Origin of the sequence: Sinomonas terrae (assembly GCF_022539255.1) — a bacterium.
Lineage (GTDB): Bacteria > Actinomycetota > Actinomycetes > Actinomycetales > Micrococcaceae > Sinomonas > Sinomonas terrae.
The window spans coordinates 548,636-572,016 of record NZ_JAKZBV010000001.1; the positions used below are offsets into that span (position 1 = coordinate 548,636).

Consider the following 23,381-nt stretch of genomic DNA (forward strand, 5'->3'; position numbering starts at 1 on the left):
CAACGTCTTCCCCGTCGCAGCCCAGAGGAGGATGTATCCAGAACTGGTTGCGCCGACGCAGGCAACGTAAGTGACTAGGCGACTCATCGGCGTGGACGGAGTTCGTATATCCCTTACGCGACGAATTCTCCCCCTGCTGGGATCTCGAGGGCGGAACCAATATTGCTGCGGTAACCAAAAGACATAAAGCGGCGACGCCGCGCTCACAAGCACGCCCGCTAGGCTCCAAAGGGGAAAATTTGGCGAAATCAATGGCCCACAAAAGCCACAATGTTCCCCAAAGGGCGATGCCAACACATAGCGGTGGTAGCAGCGTAGTAGCCGCCTGCCGCGAACCATGCCCATCCGCAGCAGCTCCGGGCCGTCTACACCGCCAAGGACCCCGCAGCCGGAAGGAGGACTGTAGAGGGGTCCTGGCCGTCTTCCCGGCCTGCCCGATCCCCGAGATCGGGCGGGCTCGGGAAGACCCTGCGCCGTTGGAGGAAGGCGTTCCTGCCTACTTCACGCCAAGGACGCTTCCAACGGACCCACAGAGGACGTCGACGGAGTCATCGAGATAACTCGGCGGGTCGCCCGCGGCTTCCGCGACTTCGGCATCTACCGGCAAATATGCCTACTCTCAGCCGGTGGCCACCGGGCCTGGAGGAAGGCCCCCCAGCCATGCTTAGATCCGAAGCTCCCCTACACCGCGTGCGCCGACTCCCGTTCCCGGACAACAGGGGCAGGCTTGAGTGGGGTCAAAGTAAGCCCGATCAGCTGCGCCGTCCCGCCGACCGCGTAGACGGAGGCGCCTGTGCTCGCAGAACCGGGGAAGACCTGCTCCGCGAACGTCACCAGCCCTCCCTGAGCGAAGACCTCGACCGAGCCTGCGTCGACGTAGATCTCGAGCCGGAGCCGGTTGCCGACCAGCTCCACTGGTGCCCCCTCGACGGAGGGGAACAGCGGATGGAGTTCGGCGTGCCCGGAGGCGCGCCGGTCCAGCACAAGTTCACCACGTTCGACGTCGTAGCACAGTCGTGTTCCTTCCTCGCCGGATTGCTCTCCCGGCTGCAGAAGCACAAGGCCGAATTCCTCGGCGGAGCCGGCGTCGAACGTCGCCTCGACGAGGCACGGCTCGGCGCCGCACTCCACGGGAAGCCGGTGGACGCCTTCCGGCACGTCCAAGAGGCCGAGCGATCGAGCGGCGCCAGTCGCCTCGAGGCCGGGCACCACGCGCTGCTCGAGCACCAGACGCCCCGCACGAGTGCGGAGGGCGGCCTCGCGGGGGAGGGCCATCGAGCCGCGCCAGGGGGAGGTGGGCAGGCTGCGGGCGTAGTCCCAGTTGTTCATCCAGCCGACGAGGATCCGGCGGCCATCCGGGACATTGTTGAACGAGACGGTCGCGTAATAGTCCCGGCCGAAGTCGAGCCACCCGTATTCGGCGGCGGGAGCGCCGTCGTCGTCCGCCGAGGCCCCCACACCTGTGGAGGTGAACGTCATGCCGTCGAAATCGCCGAGGAAGTAGATCCCGGCCGAACCGCCCTCGCCGTCCTCACGGTGGAGGTTGATCACGAGGACCCACTTCACGTGCTCGGGGTTGCCGTCGACGGCAAGGGGGAACAGATCGGGGCATTCCCAGATGAGCCCCACCTTGCCAGCCGCCTCGAAGTCGCTGAGGTGGCTCCAATTCCGCAGGTCGTCGGAGCGGTACAGAACCGCCTTCCGCTCGACCGCCTCGACCGCAACCATGACCCAGTACGAGCCGGCAGCCCCCGAATAGCGGAACACCTTGGGGTCGCGGAACTCGCGCGAGCCGCGGTCCAAGACGGGGTTGCCCTCGAACTTCGCCCACGTCTCCCCGCCGTCGAGGCTGTACGCGAGCGACTGCGCCTGCAGGCCGTGGAACCGCGAGTCCTCGGCGTACGCGCTCGTGTAGATCGCGACGAGGGGCGAGCTTCCCGGCTCCCCGAAACCGCTCGTGTTGCCCTCGTCCACCACCACGCTGCCGGAGAAGATCTGCTCCTCGTCGTCACACAGGATGGCTACGGGCCGGTCGTGCCAGTGGATCAGGTCGCTCGAGACCGCATGGCCCCACGACATGTTGGCATGGGTGGTTCCGTACGGGTTGTTCTGGAAGAAAAGGTGGTACAGGCCGTCCGCGTAGACGAGGCCGTTGGGGTCGTTGATCCAGGTGTCGGCGCCCGTGTAGTGGATCTGGGGTCGGTAGGCTTCCTCGCCGAAGGAAACGGGCTCGCCGGAGGTGGAGGGCGGGGTCGGTTCGGTCATGGTCTTCTTTCAGGTGTGGTCAGCGGAACGAGCCCGCGGTGATGCCTTCGACGAAGTAGCGCTGGGCGAGCAGGAAGATGGCGATGCTCGGGATCAGGGCGATGACGATGCCGGCCAGGACGATCGAGATACTGCCCGTGCCGAAGTTTCCCTGGAGGGAGACGAGGCCGACGGGGAGGGTGAAGTTGTTGGTGGACTGCAGGAAGATGAGAGGCCGGAAGAACTCGTTCCAGTAGGCGGAGAAGTTCAGGACGGCGAGGGTCGCCATCGGCGGGAGCGCGATCGGTGCGTAGATCCGGGCGAAGATCTGGAAGTTCGAGGCCCCGTCGACGCGGGCCGCCTCGGCGAGCTCCGACGGCATCTGCAGGAAGTACTGCCGCATGAGGAACGTCCCAAAGGCCCCGCCGACGGCCGGGATCACGAGCGACCAGAGGTTGTCCGAGAGTCCGAGGTAGCGGATGAGGATGAAGATCGGGATGATCGTCGTCTGGGCCGGGACCATCATGGTCGCGAGGACCATGGCGAACACCGCGCCCTTCCCACGGAACCGGACCAGGGCGAACGCGTACCCGCTCATCGTCGACGTGATGAGCTGGAGGATGACGATCGCGCCCGTGACGATGACGCTGTTGAGGAAGAAGGTCGCGAGCGGCACCTGATCGAACACGGCCGAGTAGTTCGACCAGACAGGGTTGAGCGGGATCCACTGCGGCGGATTGTCGAAGGACTGCGCTGGGATGCGCAGCGACGTCGAAATGGTCCAGAGGATCGGCAGGACGAAGACGGCTGCGATGACGATCAGGAGGACGAGGCCGAGGCCCCGGTACACCTTCCGCCGGCCGACGTGGGGGATCCGCGCCTTTTCGATGGTCGACGACGGCGGGGCCGGCTGGGGCTTGATGGCAGTGCTCACGAGTAGAACACCCACTTCCGGGAGATGAGGAACTGCAGCCCGGTGAGGACAAGCAGGAGCACGAACAGGACAACTGAGATGGCCGAGCCGTACCCGAACTGTATGTTCTGGAAGGCGGTGCGGTAGATGAGCATGACGGTGGTGGTGGTCGCGTCGCCGGGACCGCCCTTGGTCATGACGTAGGGCTGGTCGAAGATCTGCATCGCGTTGATGAGGCCGATGACGGCGGCGAAGAAGATCGTCGGGCTGATGAGCGGGAGCTTGATGGAGAAGAACGTCCTGATCGGGCCGGAGCCGTCGAGGGAGACCGCCTCGAGGATGTCCTTGGGGAGGGACCCCAGAGCGGCGACGAACAGGATGAACACGAACCCGAGCTGCTGCCACACGGCGACGATGACGATGGTCGCCGTCGCGCCGCCGGAGGAGCTGAGCCACTGCACGGCAGGGAGGTGCAGAAGCTGCAGATAGTAGTTGATGACGCCGAAGTGATCGTCGAAGAGGTAGCTGAACACGATCGAGATCGACGCCGCGGAGACGAGCAACGGCAGGAAGAACGCGGTGCGGAAGATCGAGCGTGCCCACATGGACTTGCGCTGTTGGACCAGGAGGGCCATGGCGAGGCCGACGACGATCTGCAGCACCACGATCAGCGCGGCCAGCAGGGCGGTCACCCCGAAGGAGTGGATGACCGACTGGTCGGCGGCGAGGTGGGTGAAGTTCTTCAGGCCCACGAACTGGGGCGGGCTGATGATGTCCCACGAGAAGAACGAGAGCACGAACGTGAAGACGATCGGGGCGGCCGTGAAGACGAGGATCGAGGCGGCCGAGAGGGAGATCATGGCCCATCCGAACGCCCCTTCGCGGCGTGCGGCGCGCTTGCGATTGCGGGCCCTGTCCCCTTCAGAGCCGGGAGCGGCCCTGAAGGACTTGGTGCGGGTAGTGAGAGTGGTCATGGCTAGCTTCCGACTGATGCTGCTGCGGTTTCGAGGTCCTGCTGAAGGCCGTCAAGGGCGGACTTCGCGTTGCCCGAGGACATGGCCTGGGTGGTGCGCTGGTTGAGGGCGTTCGCCATCGCGTTGTAGTAAGGCGGGGCTGGGATGGGTGCGGTGTTGGGGAGCTTGTCCAGGGTGTCGTAGAAGACCTGCCAGTTCTTCGGCCCGGTGCTCGCGTAGCGGTCCGCCGTCATCATGGAGCGGCGCGCCGGCGTCGTCGAATTGCCCGCGGTCAGCACGCCAATCGCGGCCGGGTCGACGAGGGACTTGAGGAACTCCCACGCGAGGTCCTTGTTCTTCGAGGACTCGAAGATGCCGTAGCCGCCCGTGCCGAACAGGTGCCGCTGCACCTTCCACTTCGGGAAGAACTGGACGTCGAACGAGCCGTTGGGCATTCCGGCGTTATGGAGGCCGCCGGCCCAGAATCCGCCGCCGATGCTCATGCCGATCTTGTTGCTCGCGAAGAGGCCCTGGAGGGTCGAGCCGCCGCCGACGTCGGGCTTCGCGGAGAGCCCGCTGTTGGCGAGCTCGACCATGTAGTCGAGGGACTCGACGACGGCGTCCGAGTTCGCCGTCGGCGCGCCCCACTTCCAACCGCCGCCGCGGCCTGCGGCGGCCGGATCGTTGGCGTAGAACTGGCTCCAGAGCCAGTCGCCGCCGTCGTACTTGCCCTCGGTGACCAGATTGCCGCCGTTCGCGTACATGAACGAGGTCCACGAGCCCCACAGCCGCACGACCCAGTCGAACGGGATAGCGCCCGAATTCGACTTGAGGCTCGTGGCGACGGTGTGGAAGTCGTCCATGGTCCACGACGATGAGGGCAGCTGGAGGCCGGACTTCTGGAGGAGGCTCGTGTTGAAGTACATGTTGCCGGCGTTGAAGTCGGTGGGCAGCTCGTACAGGTTGCCCTGGTACATCATGGCCTCGACGAGGCTCGGGTGGACGTCCTTGAAGTAGGGGGCGAGCTGGTCCTTGTCGCGCTTGACGTAGTCGTCGAGCGGGTGGGCGAGCTTCTTCTGGGCGAAGAGCTGGACGCCCTCCGTCGCGACGCTCACGATGTCCGGCGGGTTGCCTGCCGCGATCTGCGTGAGGACCTTCGTGAAGAAGTCGTTCCAGTCCGTGCCGTTGATCCCGTTGAACTTCACCGTCACACCGGGATTGGCCTTGATGAACGGCTCGGCCACCTTGGCTGTCGCGTCCGCGGCTTGCTGGGTTCCGAAGTAGGCGACGTTGAGCGTCTTGGAGCCCGACGACGACGCCCCCGACGGGCTGCAGGCCGAGAGGCCCGCCGTCCCCAGGAGAGCGGCTCCGCCGATCAGCACTGACCGTCGGCTGAGCGGCGACGAAAGGAAGGAAGTCATTGTGGCCCTCTCTATTCATACGTATGAACGACCTGATGCGAATGAGTGTGACGCACATCTCGGAGCGGTGTCAACCCCGCTTTCGGGAGGCGGAGTTTTGAAACGATCTGAAGCGGGTACGCTCGCCAGCTCGTGCTAAAAGGGCCTCTCGGAGCCGCCTGAGGAGGTGTTCTAGCGCCGGGCTGGCGCGGCTACTGAGCCTCGGCGAACGAGGGCGCCGGGGATGGTCGCACCCTTGGGGGCGCGCCCCGAATCGAGGGCGTCGAGGAGATGTTCGACGGCGGTGCGTCCCATTTCGTAGTGGGGGATCGTGACCGTCGTGAGGCCGGGGGCGATCTGGTCCGCGAGGTCTTCCTGGTCGTCGTAGCCGACCACCGAGAGATCCTCCGGAACCCGCAGCCCATGCTCGAGCGCGGCGGTGATCACGCCCACCGCCATGCGGTCGTTGCCGCAGACGACGGCGGTCGGAGAGTTGCCGCCGTCGAGGATCCGGGTCGCTAGGTGGTGCCCGCTGCTAATCTGGTAGTCCCCTGAAAGGACCCATTGCTCGTTGACCGGAATTCCGGCGTCGGCCATCGCTTTCCGGAAGCCGGCTTCGCGCTCTATGCGCGCCGGGTCGTCCTTGGGTCCGCCGAGGAAGGCGATCCTCTCGTGCCCCGCCTCGATGACCGCGCTCGCGGCGAGCCGGCCGCCTTCGGTCTCGGCCGGAACGATCGCCGGGATCTTGCGGCTGCCCGAGGGCCAGGCGTTGACCAGAAGCGACGGGAGCTTCGTGAAGCCCGCCGATGCGTCGACCCCGCGCCATGACATCGCGGCGTAGAGCATGCCGTCGACCTGGCGCGCGAGCAGGGTGTCTACGGCGGCGGACTCGATCGACGGATCCTCCTTCGCGTCGACGAGCAGCAGGAGGTAGCCGCGTTCCCATGCGAACTCTTCCGCGCCGCGGAGCACACGGCCGGCGAACGGGGAGGAAGCGATGCGGTCGGTGACCATCCCGATGGTGTGGCTGCGGCGAAGACGCAGGTTTCGGGCGGTCTCGTTGGGCCGGTAGCCGAGTTCGCGAATCGCCTCGCGGACGCGCTTCTCGGTTTCTTCGGGGATCTTCCCCGTCTGGTTCACCACGTGGGAGACGGTGCTCTGGGAAACGCCCGCGAGAATTCCGACGTCCCTCATCGTGGGCTTCGCGGATCGGACTCCATGCGGCGGCATGGCTCTAGGTTAGTGGTGCCTCCGCAGAGGCCGTTCATATCGATTGTTATTCTTATCGGTGGCTCGCGGATAGCTGGACCTGGGGGGAAGATGGCTGACATCTACATGTACGCGGACGAAACCGGCAATCTCGATTATGACGCTGGTACCAAAGATGGAGCTTCTACTTACTTTGGCTTCGGGACAGCTACCTTCGATGGCGACCACGGCGATGCGCTCTTTCAAGGGTTGCGCCTGAGAGCAGAGCTCGAAGGAGTAGGCGTCCAGCTCAAGGATGGGTTCCACGCCAAGAACGACAGCGCTCGAACGAAGAGTCAGGTGTTTGAAGTCATTAAGGATCAGGCGCCGCGGTTCGATACGACGTTCCTCCTCAAAGCTGCGGCAACTCCAGCTGTTCGGGAGAAGGGACAGAATTACCTCTACAAGCTCGCTTGGTACTTGCACCTTAAGCAGATTGCCCTCCAGGTCTCCTCCAGGAGGGACACTCTCTACGTCATCGCTGGCAGCTTTGGGACGGCGGCTCGGCAGACGGCAGCCCGAGTCGCTCTGGAAGACGTCTGCAGTCAGGTGGCACGAGATATCCGCCTGTGCGTGTGGAGCGCTGCGTCCTCGTGGGGCTTACAGGTCGCAGACTATGGCCTGTGGGCAGTTCAGCGCGACCTCGAAGGCAAGCGGTGCGGGTGGCTCGGATCGAGTGTGGAACCAACTCTGCAGTCCGTGTTCATGCCGTGGGGCACGACGGGATGATACGCAGCTAAAGGTAATGCCGGCTATCCCTAAGGAAGACATCCCCTGGACGTCTTATCGCCGGCCACTCCATCGTCTGATGCACTTCAGGCTCACGTCAAGTGCGGGTCACTCGCCAAGCCCGGGATTCTGCGGTTCACTGGGGTCATGCGGTCGATCTGGAAGGGCGCCATCAGCTTTGGGCTGGTGAGCGTGCCCGTGAAGGTGTACAGCGCCACTGAGGACCACGACCTGAAGCTCCACCAGGTCCACGACAAGGACAAGGGGCGCATCCGGTATCAACGCAAGTGTGAGGTGTGTGGCGAAACCGTCGAGTACGGAGACATCGACAAGGCGTACGAGGAGGGCGGCCGCACGGTGGTCCTCACGGACGAGGATCTCGAGTCGCTCCCCGTCGAGCGGAGCCGCGAGATCGAGGTAGTCGAGTTCGTCCCCGATTCGCAGATCGATCCGATGCTCTTCGAGAAGAGCTACTACCTCGAGCCCGAGAAGATCGGCGCGAAGCCGTACCAGCTCCTGCGGAGGACCCTCGAACAGACCGAACTGACCGCCGTCGTGAAGTTCGCCCTCCGGCAGAAGACGCGGCTCGGCGCGCTCCGCGTCCGCGGCGACGTCATGGTGCTGCAGGCCCTGCTCTGGCAGGACGAGGTGCGCGAGGCCGAGTTCCCGATCCTGTCCGAGGACGTGAAGATCTCGGACAAGGAACTCAAGATGTCCTCCTCGCTGGTCGAGAGCCTCTCGACCGATTTCACCCCCGACCAGTTCACTGACGAGTACCAACAGCAGTTGCGCCAGCTCGTCGAGGCGAAGCTCGAGCAGGGCGAGGCCGTGGACACCGAGGCAACGTTCGGCGAGGCCCCCGAGGAAGGCGAAGGCGCCGAGGTCCTCGATCTCATGGAGGCCCTGCGGCGCAGCGTCGAGAGCAGGCGGAAGGCCTCGAAGGGCGCCAAAGAGGGCGAGGAGAAGGAGACGACGGCGGAGAAGCCCGCCGCGAAGAAGCGCACCCGCAGCGCGGGGTGACTCCACCGTCACTTCTGCAGGGTCCCCGTCGCCAAACCTCAGCAAACGGACGAGACCACAGGGAACGCCCTGCGGTCTCGTCCGTTGGCTGCGGTCTCGTTAGTTGCGGTCTCGCGATCCCAGGAACTGGTCGGCTGAGGTGTGGTGTGCCGAAGGCGGACGTTTGGTGCCGAAGGCGGACGATTGGCACGAGAGCGCAGGTTTCAACGCGTTGAAGGTACGTGCTCGTCGCAAACCTACGCCCTCGGGCTGAACACCTCCCCGCGACCACGTCGCCCCGTCACCTCTGCAGGGTCCGCGCCGCCAAACCTCACCAAACGGACGAGACCACAGGGAACGCCCTGTGGTCTCGTCCGTTAGCTGCGGTCCCGTCCGTTTACTGCGGTCTCGCGATCCAGGAACTGGGCGGCTTGGAGTGTCGGGCGCCGAAGGCGGACGTTTGGTGCGAGAGCGCAGGTTTCAACGCGTTGCAAGCTACGTGCTCGTCGCAAACCTACGCCCTCAGGCTGAACACCTCCGGCGAGTACGTCGCCCCGTCACCTCTGCAGGGTCCCCGCCGCCAAACCCCAGCAAACGGACGAGACCACAGGGAACGCCCTGCGGTCTCGTCCGTTAGCTGCGGTCTCGGTAGCCGCGGTCTCGCGATAACCCAGACCCGGGACCCCGCCCCTACGCCCGCGCTCGCAACTGGACGCGCCCGTCCTGGACCCGCGCCTCGTAGCTCGGCTCTGGCGCGGCGGCGGGGCCATGCACGGCGGCGCCGTCGGAGAGGCGGAACTGGCTCCCGTGCCAGGGGCACGTGACGCAGCCGTTCTCGATCGTGCCCTCGTTGAGCGGGCCGCCCTCGTGGGTGCAGATGTTGTCGAGGGCCCGGATGATTCGGCCGTCGCGCACCACCATGACCTGCACGTCGCCGAGCGAGGCGAGCTTCGGCTTCCCGTCCTCGAGGTCGCTCTCGGCGAGGGCGTCCTGCCAATCGGTGGGCGCCTCGTGCCACGCGGTGTGGTTGACCTTCACGCCCTTCGTGTACGCGAGGTGGCCGCCGAGGTAGCCGCTCGCGAGCAGGACGCCGAGGCCCGCGAGGGCGAGCGTGCAACCAGCCCCGCGTCGGCCGGCCTTCCTCGCGACGAGCGAGGTCGCGTAGAAGCCGAGGGCCGTTACGTTCAGTGCGGCGTGCGCGACGCCGATGCGGCTCGTCTCGCCGAAAGTGTCCGACCAGTCGTTGAGGCCGGAAGCCGCTGTCGGGACCGCGGCGACGAGCCCCGCCCCGATGAGGACGTCGGCCGCCTGCTCCGTCGATTGCCCTCCGACGAGGTCGAGCAGCGAGGCCATCGTCCATGCGCCGATGGGGATGTCGGTGATGACGGCGTGCAGCGGATGCCCGGTCGGGATGCCGCTGAGAAGATTTCGGACCATGCGGGGCTTGACGGCGACCTGGGTCGCTTTGCGGAGCGGATCCCCGACCTTGTCGAGGAGCGGCCAGCGTTCGAGGCGGCTGACGGCGGCGTCCAACACGTTCATTGCGTCCTCCTGTGCTGCGGACAGAGACACCGGAAGGTTACCCCCGTGGCAATGATTGACCCAGACCCTACGCGGGTACTGGCCCGGCATGAGCGAGAACGACCTGAACAGCGACGAGAGCATGGCTGAGAACCAGTACAAGCCAGGCAACCCCGACGACGAGCCCAAGGACTCGGGCGATCAGGCGAACGACATTCGTTTCAGCGAGGAGGAGCAGCTCATCCGCGAGCAGGCTCACGGGAACATGCCGCAGAAGGACGATGTCCCGCGCGATATGACGAATATCGATCAAGCCATGGCCGGAGTCGACGTGCCCGACGCCGACATCAAGGGCGGCGACGCGAGCGACGACCCGGCGCACTACGGCGAAGAGCAGTAGTCACCTCGTGAGCAGCTGGGCGAGGCTGAGCGGTCGGCGGCCGGTGAGGCGTTCGACGTCGTCCGTCACCTCGGCGAGCTCGCCAGCCGCGATCGCGGTGTAGGTCGAGACCCAGGCGTCGTATTGCCACGGCGGGGCCGGCCACTTCTTCCGCGATTCGTAGGCTTCGTCGATCGTCTCGTTGTGGAAAGTGAACGGACGGCCGCGGACAGTCGAGATGACGTCCGCGGCCTCCGCGAGGGTCAGTGCGGGGCCCGTGAGCGTGTACGCAGTTTGCGCGTGCGCTTTCGGGTCCCGAAGCACCGCTGCGGCTGACCGGGCGACGTCGGCCTGTGCCACCGCGGCGACGCGGCCGTCGTCGGCCGGCCCCCGGATGACGCCTTCCGGGCCACCGAAGGGCTCGAGGAAGTCCAGGTAGAGGCAGTCGCGGAGGAACGTGAAGCCGAGGCCAGCGGCCTTGATGTGTTCCTCCGTGTGGAAGTGGTCGCGAGCGAGGGTGAAGACGGCGTCCGGCGCCGCTCCCATGAACGACGTGTAGACGATCTGCCGCACGCCAGCAGCCTTCGCCGCATCGATGAACGCCTTGTGCTCGTCCAGGCGGTTCTCGTTCTCCCGGCCCGACACCATGAACAGGGTTTCGACACCCTCGAGCGAGCGCTCGCAGAGCGCGCGGTCGCCGTAGTCGCAAGGAAGGACGACGGCGCCAGGCAGCTCGGGTGCCTTCGCCGGCGTCCGCGCTAGGAGCCGTAGCTCGACGCCAGCCTCGGCGAGTAGGCGGGAAACAAGGCCTCCAACGGTGCCCGTGACACCCGTAATGGCGAGCGGGGGAGGGGTGCTCATGAGGGGATCGTACGCTCGGTTCAACGAACCCTCGAATAGTCACCTGCCCTATGTTGTGTTGCCGATTGCAGGTCTACAGTGTGCGCATGACAGAGCAGCGTGACACCCCCAGCGAGCCTCCTGACGACGACGCCGAGTCCCGCCCCGAGCGCAAGGACACGGGCCCAGGCGATTCTGGCGACGAAGCCAACGACCTCCGCTTCTCCGAAGAGGAGCAGCTCATCCACGAGCAGATCCGCCGGCACCGCGAGGAGCGCGAGCGGCGGGAGCGGGAGCAAAAGGGGTAGCTCCGCTAACCCGCGACTGCATTGGCCACCGCGAATACGTCCGCCGGCATGGGACGCTGAAGGCGCCACGTGATGGCAATCGGGCGTTCTCCGTTGTGCTGGACATAGTCAACTGGCCCAAGACACGTATATGGAACACCGGTCCCCCAGTCGTCCTTTGCAGCGCGACGCGTGAAGAGCAGGACCGTTGAGTCTCCGCTCAAGTACCGGCGCGCCGCCGGTGACGCGAGTGTTGTCGTACTCTGCGATTCCCAATGGAACAGCTCGGGCGAGATCGCATAGTCTCGGTACATTGTGGTCGGTGAATGTTGGGCCTCGTCCTTATCAAGTGTCACAAAGAAGACATCCGCGCCCGTGTTCTCGCACCACGCGACGCCCTCACGGTGGCTTCCGATTCGAGAGTCGTCCAAGCCCAACGCAGCAAGTACCTCATACCGGTTATAGGTGGCGTGTGTATACAGCGGCACCTGAGCTAGGCCAAAGTGCGAGCTTCCTGCAGTTCCGAGCGTTCGTGGTGCATGGGCAGCATTCCGCACTCCGAGCTCGACAACCTGTGAAATCTCCCTGCACACCCATGGGAAGCTTCGTACGTAATCAAGTCCAGTGTCGTACGCCTCCTCACCCAGTCCGAACTTTCGCTGCAATTCGAGCGTGAAGAAGATCATGCGTGCGAAAGCCTGCTCCCGCACGCCAAGCTCTTGGTAACGTGAGCCCACTGAGCTGAGCAGGGCGGTGTATGAGTCGGCACGTTCTCTGTCATCTACATGCAGGAAGCGTCCTATTTTGCGCAGCAGCTCTTGTTCGGCTTCCTCTGCCCCGACCGCAAGGGCAGCGGCGGCGACCTGCTCGAATATTGAATCCGGACTGATGAGCCTTGCTGTCCTCAGGTAACCCGTCCAGGAGTCTGCCGTGCCGCGGTAGACGTCTCGAAGCTCGCTGCCTGAGCGATCAAGATAATCCGCGAGGTAGGTGGTGCCGTAGGAGCGGATGTCTTCTGAAAGGGCGCGGCGAGTCAATCGTAATTGGGCGCGCACTCCTTCTAGCACAGTGCGCTGGGCGACACGGTCGAGGACGAGCTGGCAACCCGATGGTAGGGATGGGAACTCGGCTTCGATCTCCCGCCCTAGCTGCTTGCGCCCGATCCCAAGCAGCGCGCGATATTTGAGGTCGAAGCGGAACTGGCGATGCTGCTGACCGATAAAGTCGAGCACGGTTAGACGGTATGGAGTAACCGCCTTTCGTGGGTGGTTGCGGGCCGGGGCCTCGCTCACGCAGATTCGTGGGTTACCGAGCAGAGTCCCCTGCTCGGCCTATCCGACATGCGTGGGAGGTCCCGAATCTTCTATGTCGCGTCAAGCTGCTGCGAGTGCGTCGCGGTGGAGTGCGTTGAGGGTGCGGTAGAGGTGGCGGGCGAGGTATCTCTTGAGGCAGCGACGGATCTCGCGTGTGGTTCTGCCTTCGGCTGTGCGTCGTTCGGCGTAGGCACGGCTGTCGGGATCGTGGACCATTCGGGTGATGGTGGCCATGTGCAGGGCCCGGTTGAGGCGTCTGTCGCCTCCTCGGTTGAGCCGGTATCGGACGATGTTCCCGGAAGAAGCCGGGACGGGGCTGACCCCGGCAAGAGTGGCGAAAGCGGCCTCGGAGCGGACCCTCCCGAGGTGTGACCAGGCGGTGTAGACCACGGCGGCGGTGACCGGTCCTATGCCGGTCATCTCCAGCAGGGGCGCGGCGGGGCTAGCCTTGACGAGCTCGGATGTGCAGTGCTGGTTGTCCGCGAGCTCCTCGTCCAGAACGCGGATTCGTTTGGCAAGGCGGACCGCCTCCGTCCGGGCGGTGGCAGCCGCGACGCCCTCTTCCCGTGCCCGCCATCGCGCCATCTCCGTGACCTGGGTGGCTGAGAGGGGCCGGCGGGCGTCGATCCCGAGGTCGACGGTCCGGGCCAGGGCAGTGAGTGCGTTGACCTTGGCCGTGCGCTCGAGCGTCATCTGCTCCCTTGCCGCGATGAGCACTCGCAGGGCAGCGCGCACGCCCTCATCCTGGCGTGGGATACGCAGGCGGGTGCCCTCGAGCGGGAGGGCTGCGGCCGCGATCGCGGCCGCGTCCAGCGGATCGGATTTCCCTGTGGTGGTTCGTGAGCGAACGTAGCCCCTGGGGGCTTCCACAGCCTCGAAGCCGGCCTTCACGACTGCCGCTGCGAGCTGGGCTCCATAGCTGCCGATTCCCTCGATGACCCAGAGTGCGTCTGCGTCTCCTCCCGTGCGGCGGGCCGCCCAGTCGAGGGCCCTCCGCATGCCCGCCGCGGTGGCCGGGAATTGCTGGCAGCCGAGCTGTTCACCGGTCGCCGCGCGGACCATGGCAAGGGTGTGGGTGCGGGCGTGGGTGTCCACGCCGATGACGAACGGGCGCGTCTGTGCGACAGTAGTCTTCGCGGCCACGGGGTTCCTTCCTCGAGTAGGGGCAGATGCTTCTGGCCGCGGCGCGGCCGGCGTCGGCCCGGGTGAAGGTCACTCCGAGGCATTCCTGTGATGGGCCACGGCCCCGCAGGGGTCGGGCAGTCTTCTGATCAAGCCATCGGTGTGGGCCGGGCGGGCGCCGGGCACCAACCCCATGGCTGGACAATTCGGGGCGAAGGCCTATGAAGGGGCCAGTGTTCATTCGAGTCACAGCCGAGGAGAAGGCGTCCAGCACCTACCCTGCCAGCCGGTCCCGGACCAGCCGCTCCAAGACTCACAGGTGTTCATTGAGCGTACGAGTGTTGGGCTGGATGTGCACGCCCGTTCGGTTGCCGCGGCGGCGATCGACGGGGTGACCGGCGAGCTGGTGCAGGCCAGGCTCGCCCCGTCCGAGGAGGCGATCACGGGCTGGCTTGCTGGTCTTCCGGGCCCGATCGCCGTGGTCTACGAAGCCGGCCCGACGGGGTTCGGACTTGCGAGGGCCTTGACCTCACAGGGAGTCAGGTGCGTGGTCGCCGCACCGTCGAAGCTCCAGCGGCCATCGGGAGACCGTGTCAAGACCGACGCCAGAGACGCGGTGCACCTGGCCAGGCTGCTGCGCCTGGACGAGATCACTCCCGTGGCGGTCCCGACCATATCCCAGGAGTCCGCGCGTGATCTGGTGCGGGCCAGGGAGGACTGCCGTGGGGACCTGATGCGCGCTCGGCACCGGCTCTCGAAGCTGCTGCTTGTCAGCGGCCATGAGATTCTCCCCATTGGCGGCCAGATAGTTCCCCGCTGACGGCCAGTTCTTTCTCCCCGTCCACGGCCAGTTGTTCTCCCCGGGTGCGGGATTCCTTCCGCCGGTCGTGGTGATGATCGCGGATGAAGAGCAACGAGGAGATCATGGAGATTCTTGAGGCGTATGACCTCACCGGCAGCTACCGTGCCGCGGCGGAGCTCGCGGGGTGTGACCATCACACGGTGGCCAGGTATGTGAAGCTGCGGGCTGCCGGAGGGCCGGATCGCGAGAAGGGGCAGCGGGCCAGGCCGATCGACGGGTTCCTGCCGAAGATCGAAGAACTCGTCGAGCGCTCGGGAGGCCGGGTCCGGGCGGATGTGGTCCATGAGCGGCTGGTCGCGATGGGGTTCACCGGCGCGGAGAGGACCACGAGGCGCACGGTCGCGGAGGCCAAGGCGCAGTTCGCGGCGGGGCGGCGGCGCGTGTTCCGCCCCTGGATCGTCGAGCCTGGGCTGTGGCTGCAGTGGGACTACGGATGGGGGCCGAGGATCGGGGGCCGGGCGACGCTGCTGTGGTGCGCGTGGCTGGCGTGGTCGCGGTTCCGCGTCGTGATCCCGATCTGGGACAAGAGCCTGCCGACGGTCGTGGCGTGCATGGATGCCACGCTGCGCAGGATGGGCGGGGTCCCGGCGTTCGCGCTGACCGACAACGAGCGCACCGTGACCGCCGACCACATCGCCAGGGTCGCGGTGCGCAACCCGCAGATCGTGGAGATGGGCCGCCACTACGGGATGACCGTGCGCACCTGCGTTCCCGCCGACCCGCAGTCCAAGGGCGGCTCGGAGTCCACGGTGCGGATCTCGAAGGCGGATCTGGTGCCCACGGCGGCGAACCTGCTCGAGGAGTACCGCACCTTCGGGCAGTTGGAGAAGGCGTGCCACGATTTCTGCGACGAGGTCAACGCCCGCCCGCACCGGGAGACACGGCAGGCGCCGGCGGCGATGCTCGCTGCGGAGCGGGAGCGGCTGCATCTGCTTCCGAAGGCGCCGTTCACGGTGGTGTTCGGGACCACCCGCCGGGTGAACTGGGACGCGACCGTGTCGATGAACGGGGTCCGGTACTCGGTCCCGCACGAGCTGGCCAACACCAGGGTCTGGGTGCGCGAGGCGGGCGAGGAGGTCATCGTCACCTCCGTGGCCGAGCGCGGGGAGGCCCGCGAGGTGGCCCGGCATGCGACCGGGCGTCCCGGGACCCCAGTCCTGGACGACGCGCACTACCCGCCCCGGGCGGATGAGGCCGCGGACCGCCAGCCCAGGGCGACCACCCCGGAGGAGGCAGCGTTCCTGATGCTCGGCGCGGGTGCCAAGGCGTGGCTGGTCGAGGCCGCCGCCGCGGGAGCCAGGCGGATCCGGGCGAAGATGGCCGAGGCCGTCGCGTTCGCCAAGCTCTACGGCACCGACCAGGTCGACCGGGCCCTGGGCACGGCCGCGACGACGGGCAGGTTCGCCGACAGGGACCTGGTCTCGATCCTGGGCTACCAGGCCGGGCTCGCCCACGTGGAGCCCTCCCGGGCCTCCGAGGCCCATTCCCTCCAGCCGGGCACGGGCGGCTGGGGCCGCCTCGATGGCTCAGAGCCCGCCGCCGCCGACATGACGGGCGAGGAGGAGGGCCGGTGACGATCACAACGATGCAGACCGTGGTCGCCCGCGCCCACGGCGACCCGCTGGCCGAGGCCCTGGAGCTGACCCGCCGGCTGAAGCTGCCCCACATGCGCAAGGCGCTCACGGACCTGATCCCCACCGCGAAGGCCCAGCGCTGGGACCCAGCCGAGCTCGTGCGGGTCCTGCTCGCGGAGGAAGTCGCCGGCCGCGACCGCGCCAACCTGATCACCCGCCGCAAATCCGCCGGCTTCCCGGCAGGGAAGACCTTCGGCGACTGGGACGAGGAGCTCTCCCCGATCCCGCGCCCGACCCAGGAAGCACTCAAGTCCCTCGAATGGGTCCGCCGGCGGGAGAATCTCGCGATCTACGGGCCGTCGGGGACTGGGAAGTCGCACTTCTGCGAGGCGCTCGGCCACGCGGCAGTCGAGGCCGGCATGATCGTGTCCTGGTTCGGGATCGAGGATCTCGGCGCCCTGGTGCGCAAGCACCGCGCCGACGACTCCATCGCCCGGGCCCTGACCAGGGTCGTGCGCAGCGATCTGATCATCGTGGACGACATAGGCCTGCTCCCGGTCTCCCCAGACGCCGCCGAGGGGTTCTACCGCCTCGTGGACGCCGCCTACGAGCGCCGGGCGATGGCGGTCAGCTCGAACCTCGCCCCGGCCGGATTCGACGAGATCATGCCCAAGACCATCGCGACCGCGACGGTGGACAGGTTCATGCACCACGCCCACCGGGTCGAGACCAAGGGCGAGTCCTACCGCCTCGCCCAAGCCGCCTCCGGCAAGGGGGTGACGCCCTTCCGCTGACCCGACAGACAGTCCAAACCCGAACCGGGGAATCAACTGGCCATACGTGGGGAGGAAAGATGGCCGCCACCGGGGAGAACAACTGGCCGTCCACGGGGAAAACCAACTGGCCGTTGACAGCTGCTGCGCCACGGGATCGTCTACGAGGGTGGGGACGCCTGGACCGGCGCCCACGATGCCTGGCTGCGGAAAGAGGCCGCTCTGCAGCTGGGGTCCACGGCTACCCGGACGGCCTTCGACTCCGGCTACGAGGCCGCCCTCGCCACGAAGTCCCGTCGTGGCCGGCTCGACTCCGCGATCGAAGAGCTGGCCGCCGAGAGCGAGTTCGCACCCGTCGTGCGCCGCCTGGGCTGCCTGCGCGGTGTGAGCACCCTGACCGGTTTTGCCCTCGCAGTGGAGATCGGGGACTGGCACCGGTTCACCGGGGCTACGATCGGCTCCTTCGTCGGACTCACCCCGTCCGAGCACTCCTCGGGCTCCTCCCGCGCCCAAGGACCGATCGCCAAGACCGGCAACTCCCACGTCCGCCGGCTCCTGGTCGAAGCGGCTTGGCACCACAGGGCCCGCTACACCGTCGGGAAGACCATGCTCGACCGGTGGGATCTGGCCCCCGCCGCCGCGCGGGTCCGGGGCGATGAGGGCAACCGTCGCCTGCACGCCCGATGGGTGAAGTTCCTCGAGCGCCGCAAGCGCCCCACCGTCGCGAACGTCGCGATCGCTCGCGAGCTCGCCGGCTGGTGCTGGTCCCTGGCCGTCATGGACGACGACTGAGCCCCCGCTGACTGCTTCGCCCGGGGTTGGGTGTTGGCGGCAGCGCGTGGAGCCACCCGCGAGAGTTCTATGAGCAGGGCCGAAGGCCTCACGCTCGTTCTTAGACACGCGGACCGGCTCCAGCCGAACCACCGTCCTGCGGTAGCCAACCCGCGCATATCAGTGTGACCGCGCGTCGCCCAATGACACGCTCGACCAACACCCCCCGCTCGCGAAGCAGCGAGGCGCCGCCGGGAAACCTCCCGACGGCGCCTCACCATGCCCACTTGACAGCAGGCCACTCCATATCAGTACTGCCTTGCCCTCTGCTCGTCGCAGCCCGCGCCCGAGCTGCTGGAGAAACACAGTCGCGCTTTGGGTGGGTCGGAGCAGCAATACTGTGTCGATTTCGGGGACGTCGAGACCCTCGTTGAAGAGGTCGACAGCGAAGAGGCAGTTGATTTCACGATCGCGCAGCTGGCGAAGGGCCTCGTCACGCTCTGGTTGGGAGGTGGAACCTGAGACAGCCGACGACGGGATGCCGGCGCGAGTGAAGACCTGCGCCATGTATTCGGCATGTTGAACCGAGACACAGAATCCGAGTGCTCGCATCTGGGAAATATCTAGGACTTTGTCACGTAATTCCGCGATTACTTTTGCGGCCCGCGCCTCATTTCCGGTGTACAAGGCGGAGAGCTGGGCTATCTCGTAATTACCGCGCCGCCATTCGAGGTTCCGAAGATCGGTCTCGTCGGCAACTCCGAAATAGTGGAAAGGCACCAGGAGGTCCTCGCCGAGAGCATCCCACAGCCTGAGTTCGCTCGCGATGCGTCCCTCGAAGAACTCGTCGGCCACACTCTTGCCGTCCCCGCGTTCCGGCGTTGCAGTAAGTCCGAGGAGGTGGGTCGGTCTCAGGTGCTCGAGAAGCCGTCGATAGGTCGGAGCGTCGGCATGGTGGAATTCGTCAATCACCACTACGGCGAACCGAGAAGGGTCGATCTTGTCCAGCCTCTCCGGCGTCAGGGACTGGACTGATGCGAAGACGTGAAGCCACTCGGTGGGTGCCTCGCCGCCTACGAGCAGTTCGCCGAAGCTGCCATTGTTGAGGACCCGGCGGTAGGCGCGCAGAGACTGCTCGAGGATCTCACGCCGGTGGGCGACAAATAGCAGAGTGGGGAGGCGGCCTAAGCCATCTGCCAGGCGCTTGTAGTCCAGCGCAGCGACGACAGTCTTTCCTGTGCCGGTTGCTGCAACAAGGAGGTTCTCCTTGAAGCCCTTTGTGCGGGCTGCATCGAGGTCCTCGAGCATCTCCTGCTGATGAAGGAACGGGACGACTTCGAGTCCAGTGGGGCCGAATTCTCGGCTGGGAGTCGTGCCGCCTGCCCTACGCAGAGCATCATCGAGGCGCTCAGCATCCGTCGCCGGATCGTACGGGACGAAGTTGGCCTTCTCCCAATACGAATCGAACGTGATCTGGAACTTCTGGACGAGCCGCGGGGTGGCCACCCCGGAGAGGCGGACATTCCATTCGAGGCCGTCGAGCAAGGCCTGCTGACTGAGATTCGAACTCCCGACGTATGCAGTGTGGAAACCAGTATTCCGCTTAAAGAGCCACGCTTTCGCGTGGAGCCGCGTCGCGTTGGTCTCATAATTGATCCGGATTTCGGCGTTATACCGATTGGCGAGTTCGTCGAGGGCGTGGCGCTCGGTGGCTCCCATGTAGGTAGTGGTGATGACACGAAGTCGAGCGCCTCTTTCGGATAGCTCTTTGAGAGCCCCTTCGAGGAGGCGGAGGCCGCGCCACTTGATGAAAGCGCAGAGCAAATCAACTTGATCTGCAGATTCGAGCTCACGTCGCAGCTCATGGGCAAGATTCGGGTCCTCGTGACTCGCTGTCAGCAGGGCAGCATCGCTAAGCGGCGTAGTTGGCCGGCGGAGGGCGCGGCGGCGGATCTGCTTCGTGTCGTAGACCGCGTGTAAGACCTGCGGCGGATCGGTTATGGCGTCAGCTCGGGCGAGGTTCGACAGGAGCTGATTGGCCAGTTCGAGGCGGGCACCGCTCGGTGCTGAAGAGAGAGCCTTGCGGACCACTCGTCCGATATGGCGAGCAAGAGCCTCAGGAGCTTCCTCCTCCGAGACGGTTTCGAACTGGGTGGCCAGTCCTTCGCCAAGGTGCTTCAAGTTTCGCTCGATGTGCTCGGTGCGAAGGGTTTCGTATAGCCCCTGTGGCAGGTCTTCTTCTAGTTCATCCGGCACGGCGGATCCCCCAACGGTGAGTCATTTGACCAGGCTATTGGTTGACGAAGGTCCTTCAGTGATCGGCACGCGCTTCGAGAGGCGCTCATACTCCTCAACGATGAATCCTGCATCGAACTCGGTAGCCACGGCCCTGACTAAAGTCATGGGTCCGAAGAGTGCGACGTGATTTTGGATTTGCAGTCCAAGGAGGTGATCAAGGGGTGCTGGCGAGCCAGAAGAATCGCCGATGAGGCATTCCAATGCATCGGCGGCATGGTTCTTGAGGGTGTCTGGACTCTGGGCGGCGCAGATTGTATGGATCGCCCACGTCAGTTCGGCGTGTAGAGACAGGAATGCTTTCACGGTTTGACTCTCACCCGCATAGCGCATCGCGTCGCTCCCACTCGGTCACGTTGTCTCCTTTGGTCAGCCTTCCTCTAGGAGGGTAGAGGTCCCGACCGACAAAACAGCGTGGGCCTGAAGGTGCATACTCACGAATAGGATGAGACGTGTCCGACTCCTACCTTGAGATCCCCCTCCCCGGCGGCGACGTCACCGAGGGCGTCGTGCGCGTGGGCAACACCGTGCGCCGGCCACTCGGCCGGCACTCGCCACTCGTCCACGCGATTCTTCGCCACCTTGAGCACAAGGGATTCGACGGCGCACCCCGCTTCCTCGGCATCGACGACCAAGGCCGCGAAACCCTGACCTTCATCGAAGGCGAGGTCGCGAACCGGCCTCACCCGGACTGGCTCGCCGACGAGACTCGCCTCGTCTCCCTGGCCCGCCTCGTTCGGCGACTCGACGACGCCATGGTTGGCTTCGCGCCGTCGTCGGACATGCTTCAAGCAGCGGCCTCCCCGGAAATCCCAGGAATGCCGCCTGCTCCGCCCGAAGAGCCGGAATTCATCGGCCACATGGACATCACCCCGGAGAACGTCGTTTTCCGCCAGGGCGAGGCGGTCGCGCTGATCGACTTCGACATCGCCAAACCGGCCACCCGGGTCGACGAGGTCTTCAATCTGTGCATGTGGTGGGCACCCTTCGCGCCTGACGAGGACCGCAGCGAACCGCTCAAGGGGGTCGACGCCGTCGCCCGCACGCGCCTCATTGCCGACGCGTACGGTCTCGGCCGCGAGGACCGTGGGCGCCTGATTCCCACAGCCCTCCGCCGCAGCGAGCGCAGCTGGTACCTCATGAAGTACCGCGCGGAGCACGACGGCGGCGGCTGGCTCCGAATGTGGCAGGAGGGGGCGGGGGAGCGGATCCAGCGCCGCGTCGCGTGGCTCGAAGCGGAGGGGGAGCGGTTGGCCAAGGGGCTCGCCCTCTAGGCAAGAGGCCGAGCCCAAACGGGCTCTACTCGTCCCGGCTTCCGCCAAGTAGTGCCACGGCAAGAATCCCCCGGGCGACGGCGGCGCGAAGCCCGGCGGGCACCTCAAGGGCGCCCGCGGAGGCGCCGGTGACGAGGCCGGCCGACTCGAGGTTCCGCAGCGTCCACACTGGACCTCCGCCGGTAATGCCGGACTCCGTCTGGTTCAGCTCGAAATCCTCCGGCGCGAGAGCATGCATCAGCTGGGCGACGGATTCCTTGGCGATGATCGCGCCGAAGGCGCCCTGGTCCAACGGGCGCGTCAGCGTCTCTGCGACGAACATTGCCGCGACGACCTCGGCCAACTCGAGCGGCGGAACCTCCTCGGTCTTCCACTCGGCGGCTGCCGGCCCTGGCCGCACGCGGGAAGAGTTGGTCTCGATCACCTCCGTGATCGAGAGCGCCTCCCACCACTGAGCGAGCAGGCGAACATCGGACATCGACCGCGCCTGGATCGGCGCGTTCTCATGGGTTTCGAAGCCGTCCCGCTTGGCGACTCCAACGGCGCGGACGCCCAGCATCCTTGCAACAGTCTCGATGTCCGCTCGGCGCACACCACCGGTCTGCGTGACCGGCCTGCCGGTGCCGATCCACTCGAGCAGCTCGCTGACGGCCGCGATGAGCGGAGTCCGAGCGAGGGCGCCGCGGCGCGCTTCGGGGTCGACCTCCTCCGCCCGAGCGAGCACCGCGGCGAGGGCTTCCGATGGGCCGCTGTACTCGTCGAGCGCAGACTCGATCGCCTCGTGCGCCTCCTCCCATCCCGCAAGGTCCTGGCCTTCGTCGAGGCGGAAGTGCACGTAGTCGTGAAGTGTCTCGAGCACGCTCTCGAGCGCCTCGGCAGGCTCGCTGTCCTGAGGGTCGAAGAGCAGGTCGACTAACCCCCCGACGTCGGGCCCGCGGTGCAGATCGAGGCCTTGGCGGCGCGCGAGGTCCACGAGCGCCTGCATCACCTCCAGCTCCTCGGCCACGGAAGGCGCGGCGATCGACGGCTCTTCTTCGAGCCACGCGCCGAAGCTGCGCCGCAGCGCGCGGTCGACGGACGGTGGTGTGCCATCGCGCTGAGGAGCTCCGGCGCGCCGTGCCGTCGCACTGCGCTCCGGCTGGGGGCGCATGAAACTGCTTCCCGGCGCATGGGTGGACGCGGCCCGCGGGACGAGCGGCACCGGAAGTTCGCCCGACTCGCCGTCGACCAGCATGCGCCCGGCGACCTCGCGCACCGATGCCTTCTCGCTCGCCGCGCACGCCATCAGGGATGCCGCCACGACAAGCGCCGATCCCTCGAAGAGCGCCAGCCCTCCATGCCGGTGCAGTCTGTTCAGCGACGCGAAGGCGCGCCCCTTGCGGGCGAGGGCGAGGACATCGGTCGCCGCACCGCGAGCGGCGCGATTCCACTTCGGCACGCGTGTGGCCGCCAAGGCAGCACGCAGCGCGGGGTCGGTGTGCCAGCCGTCGAGGAGCCCGAGAGAGACACCGATGACGTGCGAGATTGCCGGCGCATCGCCCGCCGGTTCGCTCTCGACGGCGGCAAGCACGGCAGCGGCGTGGGCTTCATCGCCCTCAGCGAGTGACTCGGTGAACGCCCGGAGAACCGCAAGGGCCCCGGCACGCTGTGCACCGACCGGGGTGAACAGCATGAGGTTGTGCCGTTCGGTCGCACGGGCGAGCGCTGCATTGAGGGCGTCGAGGTCGCCGTCGAGGTTGTCGAGGTCGATCCCGTCCTCGGCGAGCAGTGGCGCGAGGTCATCCATCATCCTGGCCGCCATGCCAGGCGTATGGACAATGCCCATCTCAGCCATTTTCGCGACGAACTCGGGGTCTTCGAAGGGCGAAGTCACCCGACTAGGGT

Annotated in this window: 20 protein-coding genes and 1 pseudogene; 9 read left to right on the forward strand and 12 right to left on the reverse strand. The window is 66.3% G+C overall.

All coding sequences use genetic code 11. From position 1 onward, the window contains the following. Positions 1 to 681: 681 nt before the first annotated feature. The 5 genes from L0M17_RS02585 to L0M17_RS02605 all read right to left on the reverse strand — a co-directional run bounded on the left by L0M17_RS02585 (position 682) and on the right by L0M17_RS02605 (position 6,740). Positions 682 to 2,265: a glycoside hydrolase family 32 protein gene (locus L0M17_RS02585; RefSeq protein ID WP_241050930.1), complete on the reverse strand. Its 1,584-nt coding sequence runs from the start codon at positions 2,263 to 2,265 to the stop codon at positions 682 to 684. Between the two features lie 19 nt (positions 2,266 to 2,284). After that, positions 2,285 to 3,178, reverse strand: a complete 894-nt coding sequence (locus tag L0M17_RS02590) for a carbohydrate ABC transporter permease (protein WP_241050931.1) — start codon at positions 3,176 to 3,178, stop codon at positions 2,285 to 2,287. Further along, positions 3,175 to 4,131 carry a carbohydrate ABC transporter permease gene (locus L0M17_RS02595; protein ID WP_241050933.1) on the reverse strand — a complete coding sequence of 319 codons (957 nt, stop codon included), beginning with the start codon at positions 4,129 to 4,131 and terminating at the stop codon, positions 3,175 to 3,177. The genes L0M17_RS02590 and L0M17_RS02595 overlap by 4 nt, the downstream gene beginning before the upstream one ends. Before the next feature lie 2 nt (positions 4,132 to 4,133). Continuing rightward, positions 4,134 to 5,531, reverse strand: coding sequence for an ABC transporter substrate-binding protein (locus tag L0M17_RS02600; RefSeq protein WP_241050935.1), 1,398 nt, complete (start codon positions 5,529 to 5,531; stop codon positions 4,134 to 4,136). 171 nt (positions 5,532 to 5,702) lie between these two features. Then, on the reverse strand, positions 5,703 to 6,740 hold the full coding sequence (locus tag L0M17_RS02605) for a LacI family DNA-binding transcriptional regulator (RefSeq protein WP_241050937.1): 1,038 nt from the start codon (positions 6,738 to 6,740) through the stop codon (positions 5,703 to 5,705). Between the two features lie 90 nt (positions 6,741 to 6,830). Between L0M17_RS02605 and L0M17_RS02610 the strand changes: the two genes are divergently transcribed. Further along, on the forward strand, positions 6,831 to 7,487 hold the full coding sequence (locus L0M17_RS02610; protein ID WP_241050939.1) for a DUF3800 domain-containing protein: 657 nt from the start codon (positions 6,831 to 6,833) through the stop codon (positions 7,485 to 7,487). A 147-nt stretch (positions 7,488 to 7,634) separates the two neighbouring features. Next, entirely contained in the window at positions 7,635 to 8,507 is an 873-nt protein-coding gene (gene ku, locus L0M17_RS02615; RefSeq protein WP_241050941.1) for a non-homologous end joining protein Ku, read from the forward strand. 669 nt (positions 8,508 to 9,176) lie between these two features. On the opposite strand, the gene L0M17_RS02620 is transcribed toward ku, so the two are convergent. Further along, positions 9,177 to 10,028 (reverse strand): Rieske (2Fe-2S) protein, encoded by an 852-nt coding sequence (locus L0M17_RS02620; protein ID WP_241050943.1) that lies wholly within the window; start codon positions 10,026 to 10,028, stop codon positions 9,177 to 9,179. 88 nt (positions 10,029 to 10,116) lie between these two features. On the opposite strand from L0M17_RS02620, the gene L0M17_RS02625 reads away from it, so the two are divergent. After that, entirely contained in the window at positions 10,117 to 10,407 is a 291-nt protein-coding gene (locus L0M17_RS02625; protein ID WP_241050945.1) for a hypothetical protein, read from the forward strand. Here the strand turns inward: L0M17_RS02625 and L0M17_RS02630 are convergent, their stop codons facing one another. Next, positions 10,408 to 11,247, reverse strand: a complete 840-nt coding sequence (locus L0M17_RS02630; RefSeq protein WP_241050947.1) for an SDR family oxidoreductase — start codon at positions 11,245 to 11,247, stop codon at positions 10,408 to 10,410. An 86-nt stretch (positions 11,248 to 11,333) separates the two neighbouring features. Here L0M17_RS02630 and L0M17_RS02635 point away from each other — a divergent pair, with 86 nt between their 5' ends. Beyond that, complete coding sequence (locus L0M17_RS02635; RefSeq protein ID WP_241050948.1) at positions 11,334 to 11,534, forward strand: hypothetical protein; 201 nt, start codon at positions 11,334 to 11,336, stop codon at positions 11,532 to 11,534. A gap of 5 nt (positions 11,535 to 11,539) precedes the next feature. Here the strand turns inward: L0M17_RS02635 and L0M17_RS22585 are convergent, their stop codons facing one another. Beyond that, positions 11,540 to 12,745 carry a DUF3427 domain-containing protein gene (locus tag L0M17_RS22585; RefSeq protein ID WP_241050950.1) on the reverse strand — a complete coding sequence of 402 codons (1,206 nt, stop codon included), beginning with the start codon at positions 12,743 to 12,745 and terminating at the stop codon, positions 11,540 to 11,542. A 141-nt stretch (positions 12,746 to 12,886) separates the two neighbouring features. Further along, the gene (locus L0M17_RS02645) at positions 12,887 to 13,969 is read right to left on the reverse strand and encodes an IS110 family RNA-guided transposase (protein ID WP_241050952.1); all 1,083 of its coding nucleotides are present in this window, start codon (positions 13,967 to 13,969) and stop codon (positions 12,887 to 12,889) included. A gap of 298 nt (positions 13,970 to 14,267) precedes the next feature. Between L0M17_RS02645 and L0M17_RS02650 the strand changes: the two are divergent. The 4 genes and pseudogenes from L0M17_RS02650 to L0M17_RS02665 all read left to right on the forward strand — a co-directional run. Next, positions 14,268 to 14,726: pseudogene (locus L0M17_RS02650) on the forward strand (IS110 family transposase); the annotation flags it as partial. Positions 14,727 to 14,851: 125 nt separating this feature from the next. Continuing rightward, the gene (gene istA / locus L0M17_RS02655) at positions 14,852 to 16,384 is read left to right on the forward strand and encodes an IS21 family transposase (RefSeq protein WP_290427274.1); all 1,533 of its coding nucleotides are present in this window, start codon (positions 14,852 to 14,854) and stop codon (positions 16,382 to 16,384) included. Next, a complete protein-coding gene (istB, locus tag L0M17_RS02660; protein ID WP_308196793.1) occupies positions 16,381 to 17,178 on the forward strand; it encodes an IS21-like element helper ATPase IstB in 798 nt (265 codons plus the stop codon). Before istA ends, istB begins: the two co-directional genes overlap by 4 nt. A gap of 336 nt (positions 17,179 to 17,514) precedes the next feature. Continuing rightward, positions 17,515 to 17,949, forward strand: a complete 435-nt coding sequence (locus tag L0M17_RS02665) for a transposase (protein ID WP_308196794.1) — start codon at positions 17,515 to 17,517, stop codon at positions 17,947 to 17,949. Positions 17,950 to 18,108: 159 nt separating this feature from the next. On the opposite strand, the gene L0M17_RS02670 is transcribed toward L0M17_RS02665, so the two are convergent. Both L0M17_RS02670 and L0M17_RS02675 read right to left on the reverse strand, forming a co-directional pair. Beyond that, positions 18,109 to 20,184 carry a DEAD/DEAH box helicase gene (locus L0M17_RS02670; RefSeq protein WP_241050956.1) on the reverse strand — a complete coding sequence of 692 codons (2,076 nt, stop codon included), beginning with the start codon at positions 20,182 to 20,184 and terminating at the stop codon, positions 18,109 to 18,111. A gap of 21 nt (positions 20,185 to 20,205) precedes the next feature. Continuing rightward, complete coding sequence (locus L0M17_RS02675) at positions 20,206 to 20,529, reverse strand: hypothetical protein (RefSeq protein WP_241050958.1); 324 nt, start codon at positions 20,527 to 20,529, stop codon at positions 20,206 to 20,208. Positions 20,530 to 20,675: 146 nt separating this feature from the next. Between L0M17_RS02675 and L0M17_RS02680 the strand changes: the two genes are divergently transcribed. Next, the gene (locus L0M17_RS02680) at positions 20,676 to 21,497 is read left to right on the forward strand and encodes a phosphotransferase (protein ID WP_241050960.1); all 822 of its coding nucleotides are present in this window, start codon (positions 20,676 to 20,678) and stop codon (positions 21,495 to 21,497) included. Positions 21,498 to 21,522: 25 nt separating this feature from the next. Here the strand turns inward: L0M17_RS02680 and L0M17_RS02685 are convergent, their stop codons facing one another. Next, positions 21,523 to 23,370: a hypothetical protein gene (locus L0M17_RS02685; protein ID WP_241050962.1), complete on the reverse strand. Its 1,848-nt coding sequence runs from the start codon at positions 23,368 to 23,370 to the stop codon at positions 21,523 to 21,525. Positions 23,371 to 23,381 lie beyond the last annotated feature (11 nt).

What these genes read in the sequence shown, in the direction of transcription:
- L0M17_RS02620 (WP_241050943.1), bottom strand. Translation starts at nt 10,028, where the DNA reads ATGAACGTGTTGGACGCCGCCGTCAGCCGCCTCGAACGCTGGCCGCTC.
- L0M17_RS02595 (WP_241050933.1), bottom strand. Translation starts at nt 4,131, where the DNA reads ATGACCACTCTCACTACCCGCACCAAGTCCTTCAGGGCCGCTCCCGGC.
- L0M17_RS02610 (WP_241050939.1), top strand. Translation starts at nt 6,831, where the DNA reads ATGGCTGACATCTACATGTACGCGGACGAAACCGGCAATCTCGATTAT.
- L0M17_RS02585 (WP_241050930.1), bottom strand. Translation starts at nt 2,265, where the DNA reads ATGACCGAACCGACCCCGCCCTCCACCTCCGGCGAGCCCGTTTCCTTC.
- istA (WP_290427274.1), top strand. Translation starts at nt 14,852, where the DNA reads ATGAAGAGCAACGAGGAGATCATGGAGATTCTTGAGGCGTATGACCTC.
- L0M17_RS02635 (WP_241050948.1), top strand. Translation starts at nt 11,334, where the DNA reads ATGACAGAGCAGCGTGACACCCCCAGCGAGCCTCCTGACGACGACGCC.
- ku (WP_241050941.1), top strand. Translation starts at nt 7,635, where the DNA reads ATGCGGTCGATCTGGAAGGGCGCCATCAGCTTTGGGCTGGTGAGCGTG.
- L0M17_RS02605 (WP_241050937.1), bottom strand. Translation starts at nt 6,740, where the DNA reads ATGCCGCCGCATGGAGTCCGATCCGCGAAGCCCACGATGAGGGACGTC.
- L0M17_RS02600 (WP_241050935.1), bottom strand. Translation starts at nt 5,531, where the DNA reads ATGACTTCCTTCCTTTCGTCGCCGCTCAGCCGACGGTCAGTGCTGATC.
- L0M17_RS02630 (WP_241050947.1), bottom strand. Translation starts at nt 11,247, where the DNA reads ATGAGCACCCCTCCCCCGCTCGCCATTACGGGTGTCACGGGCACCGTT.
- L0M17_RS02625 (WP_241050945.1), top strand. Translation starts at nt 10,117, where the DNA reads ATGAGCGAGAACGACCTGAACAGCGACGAGAGCATGGCTGAGAACCAG.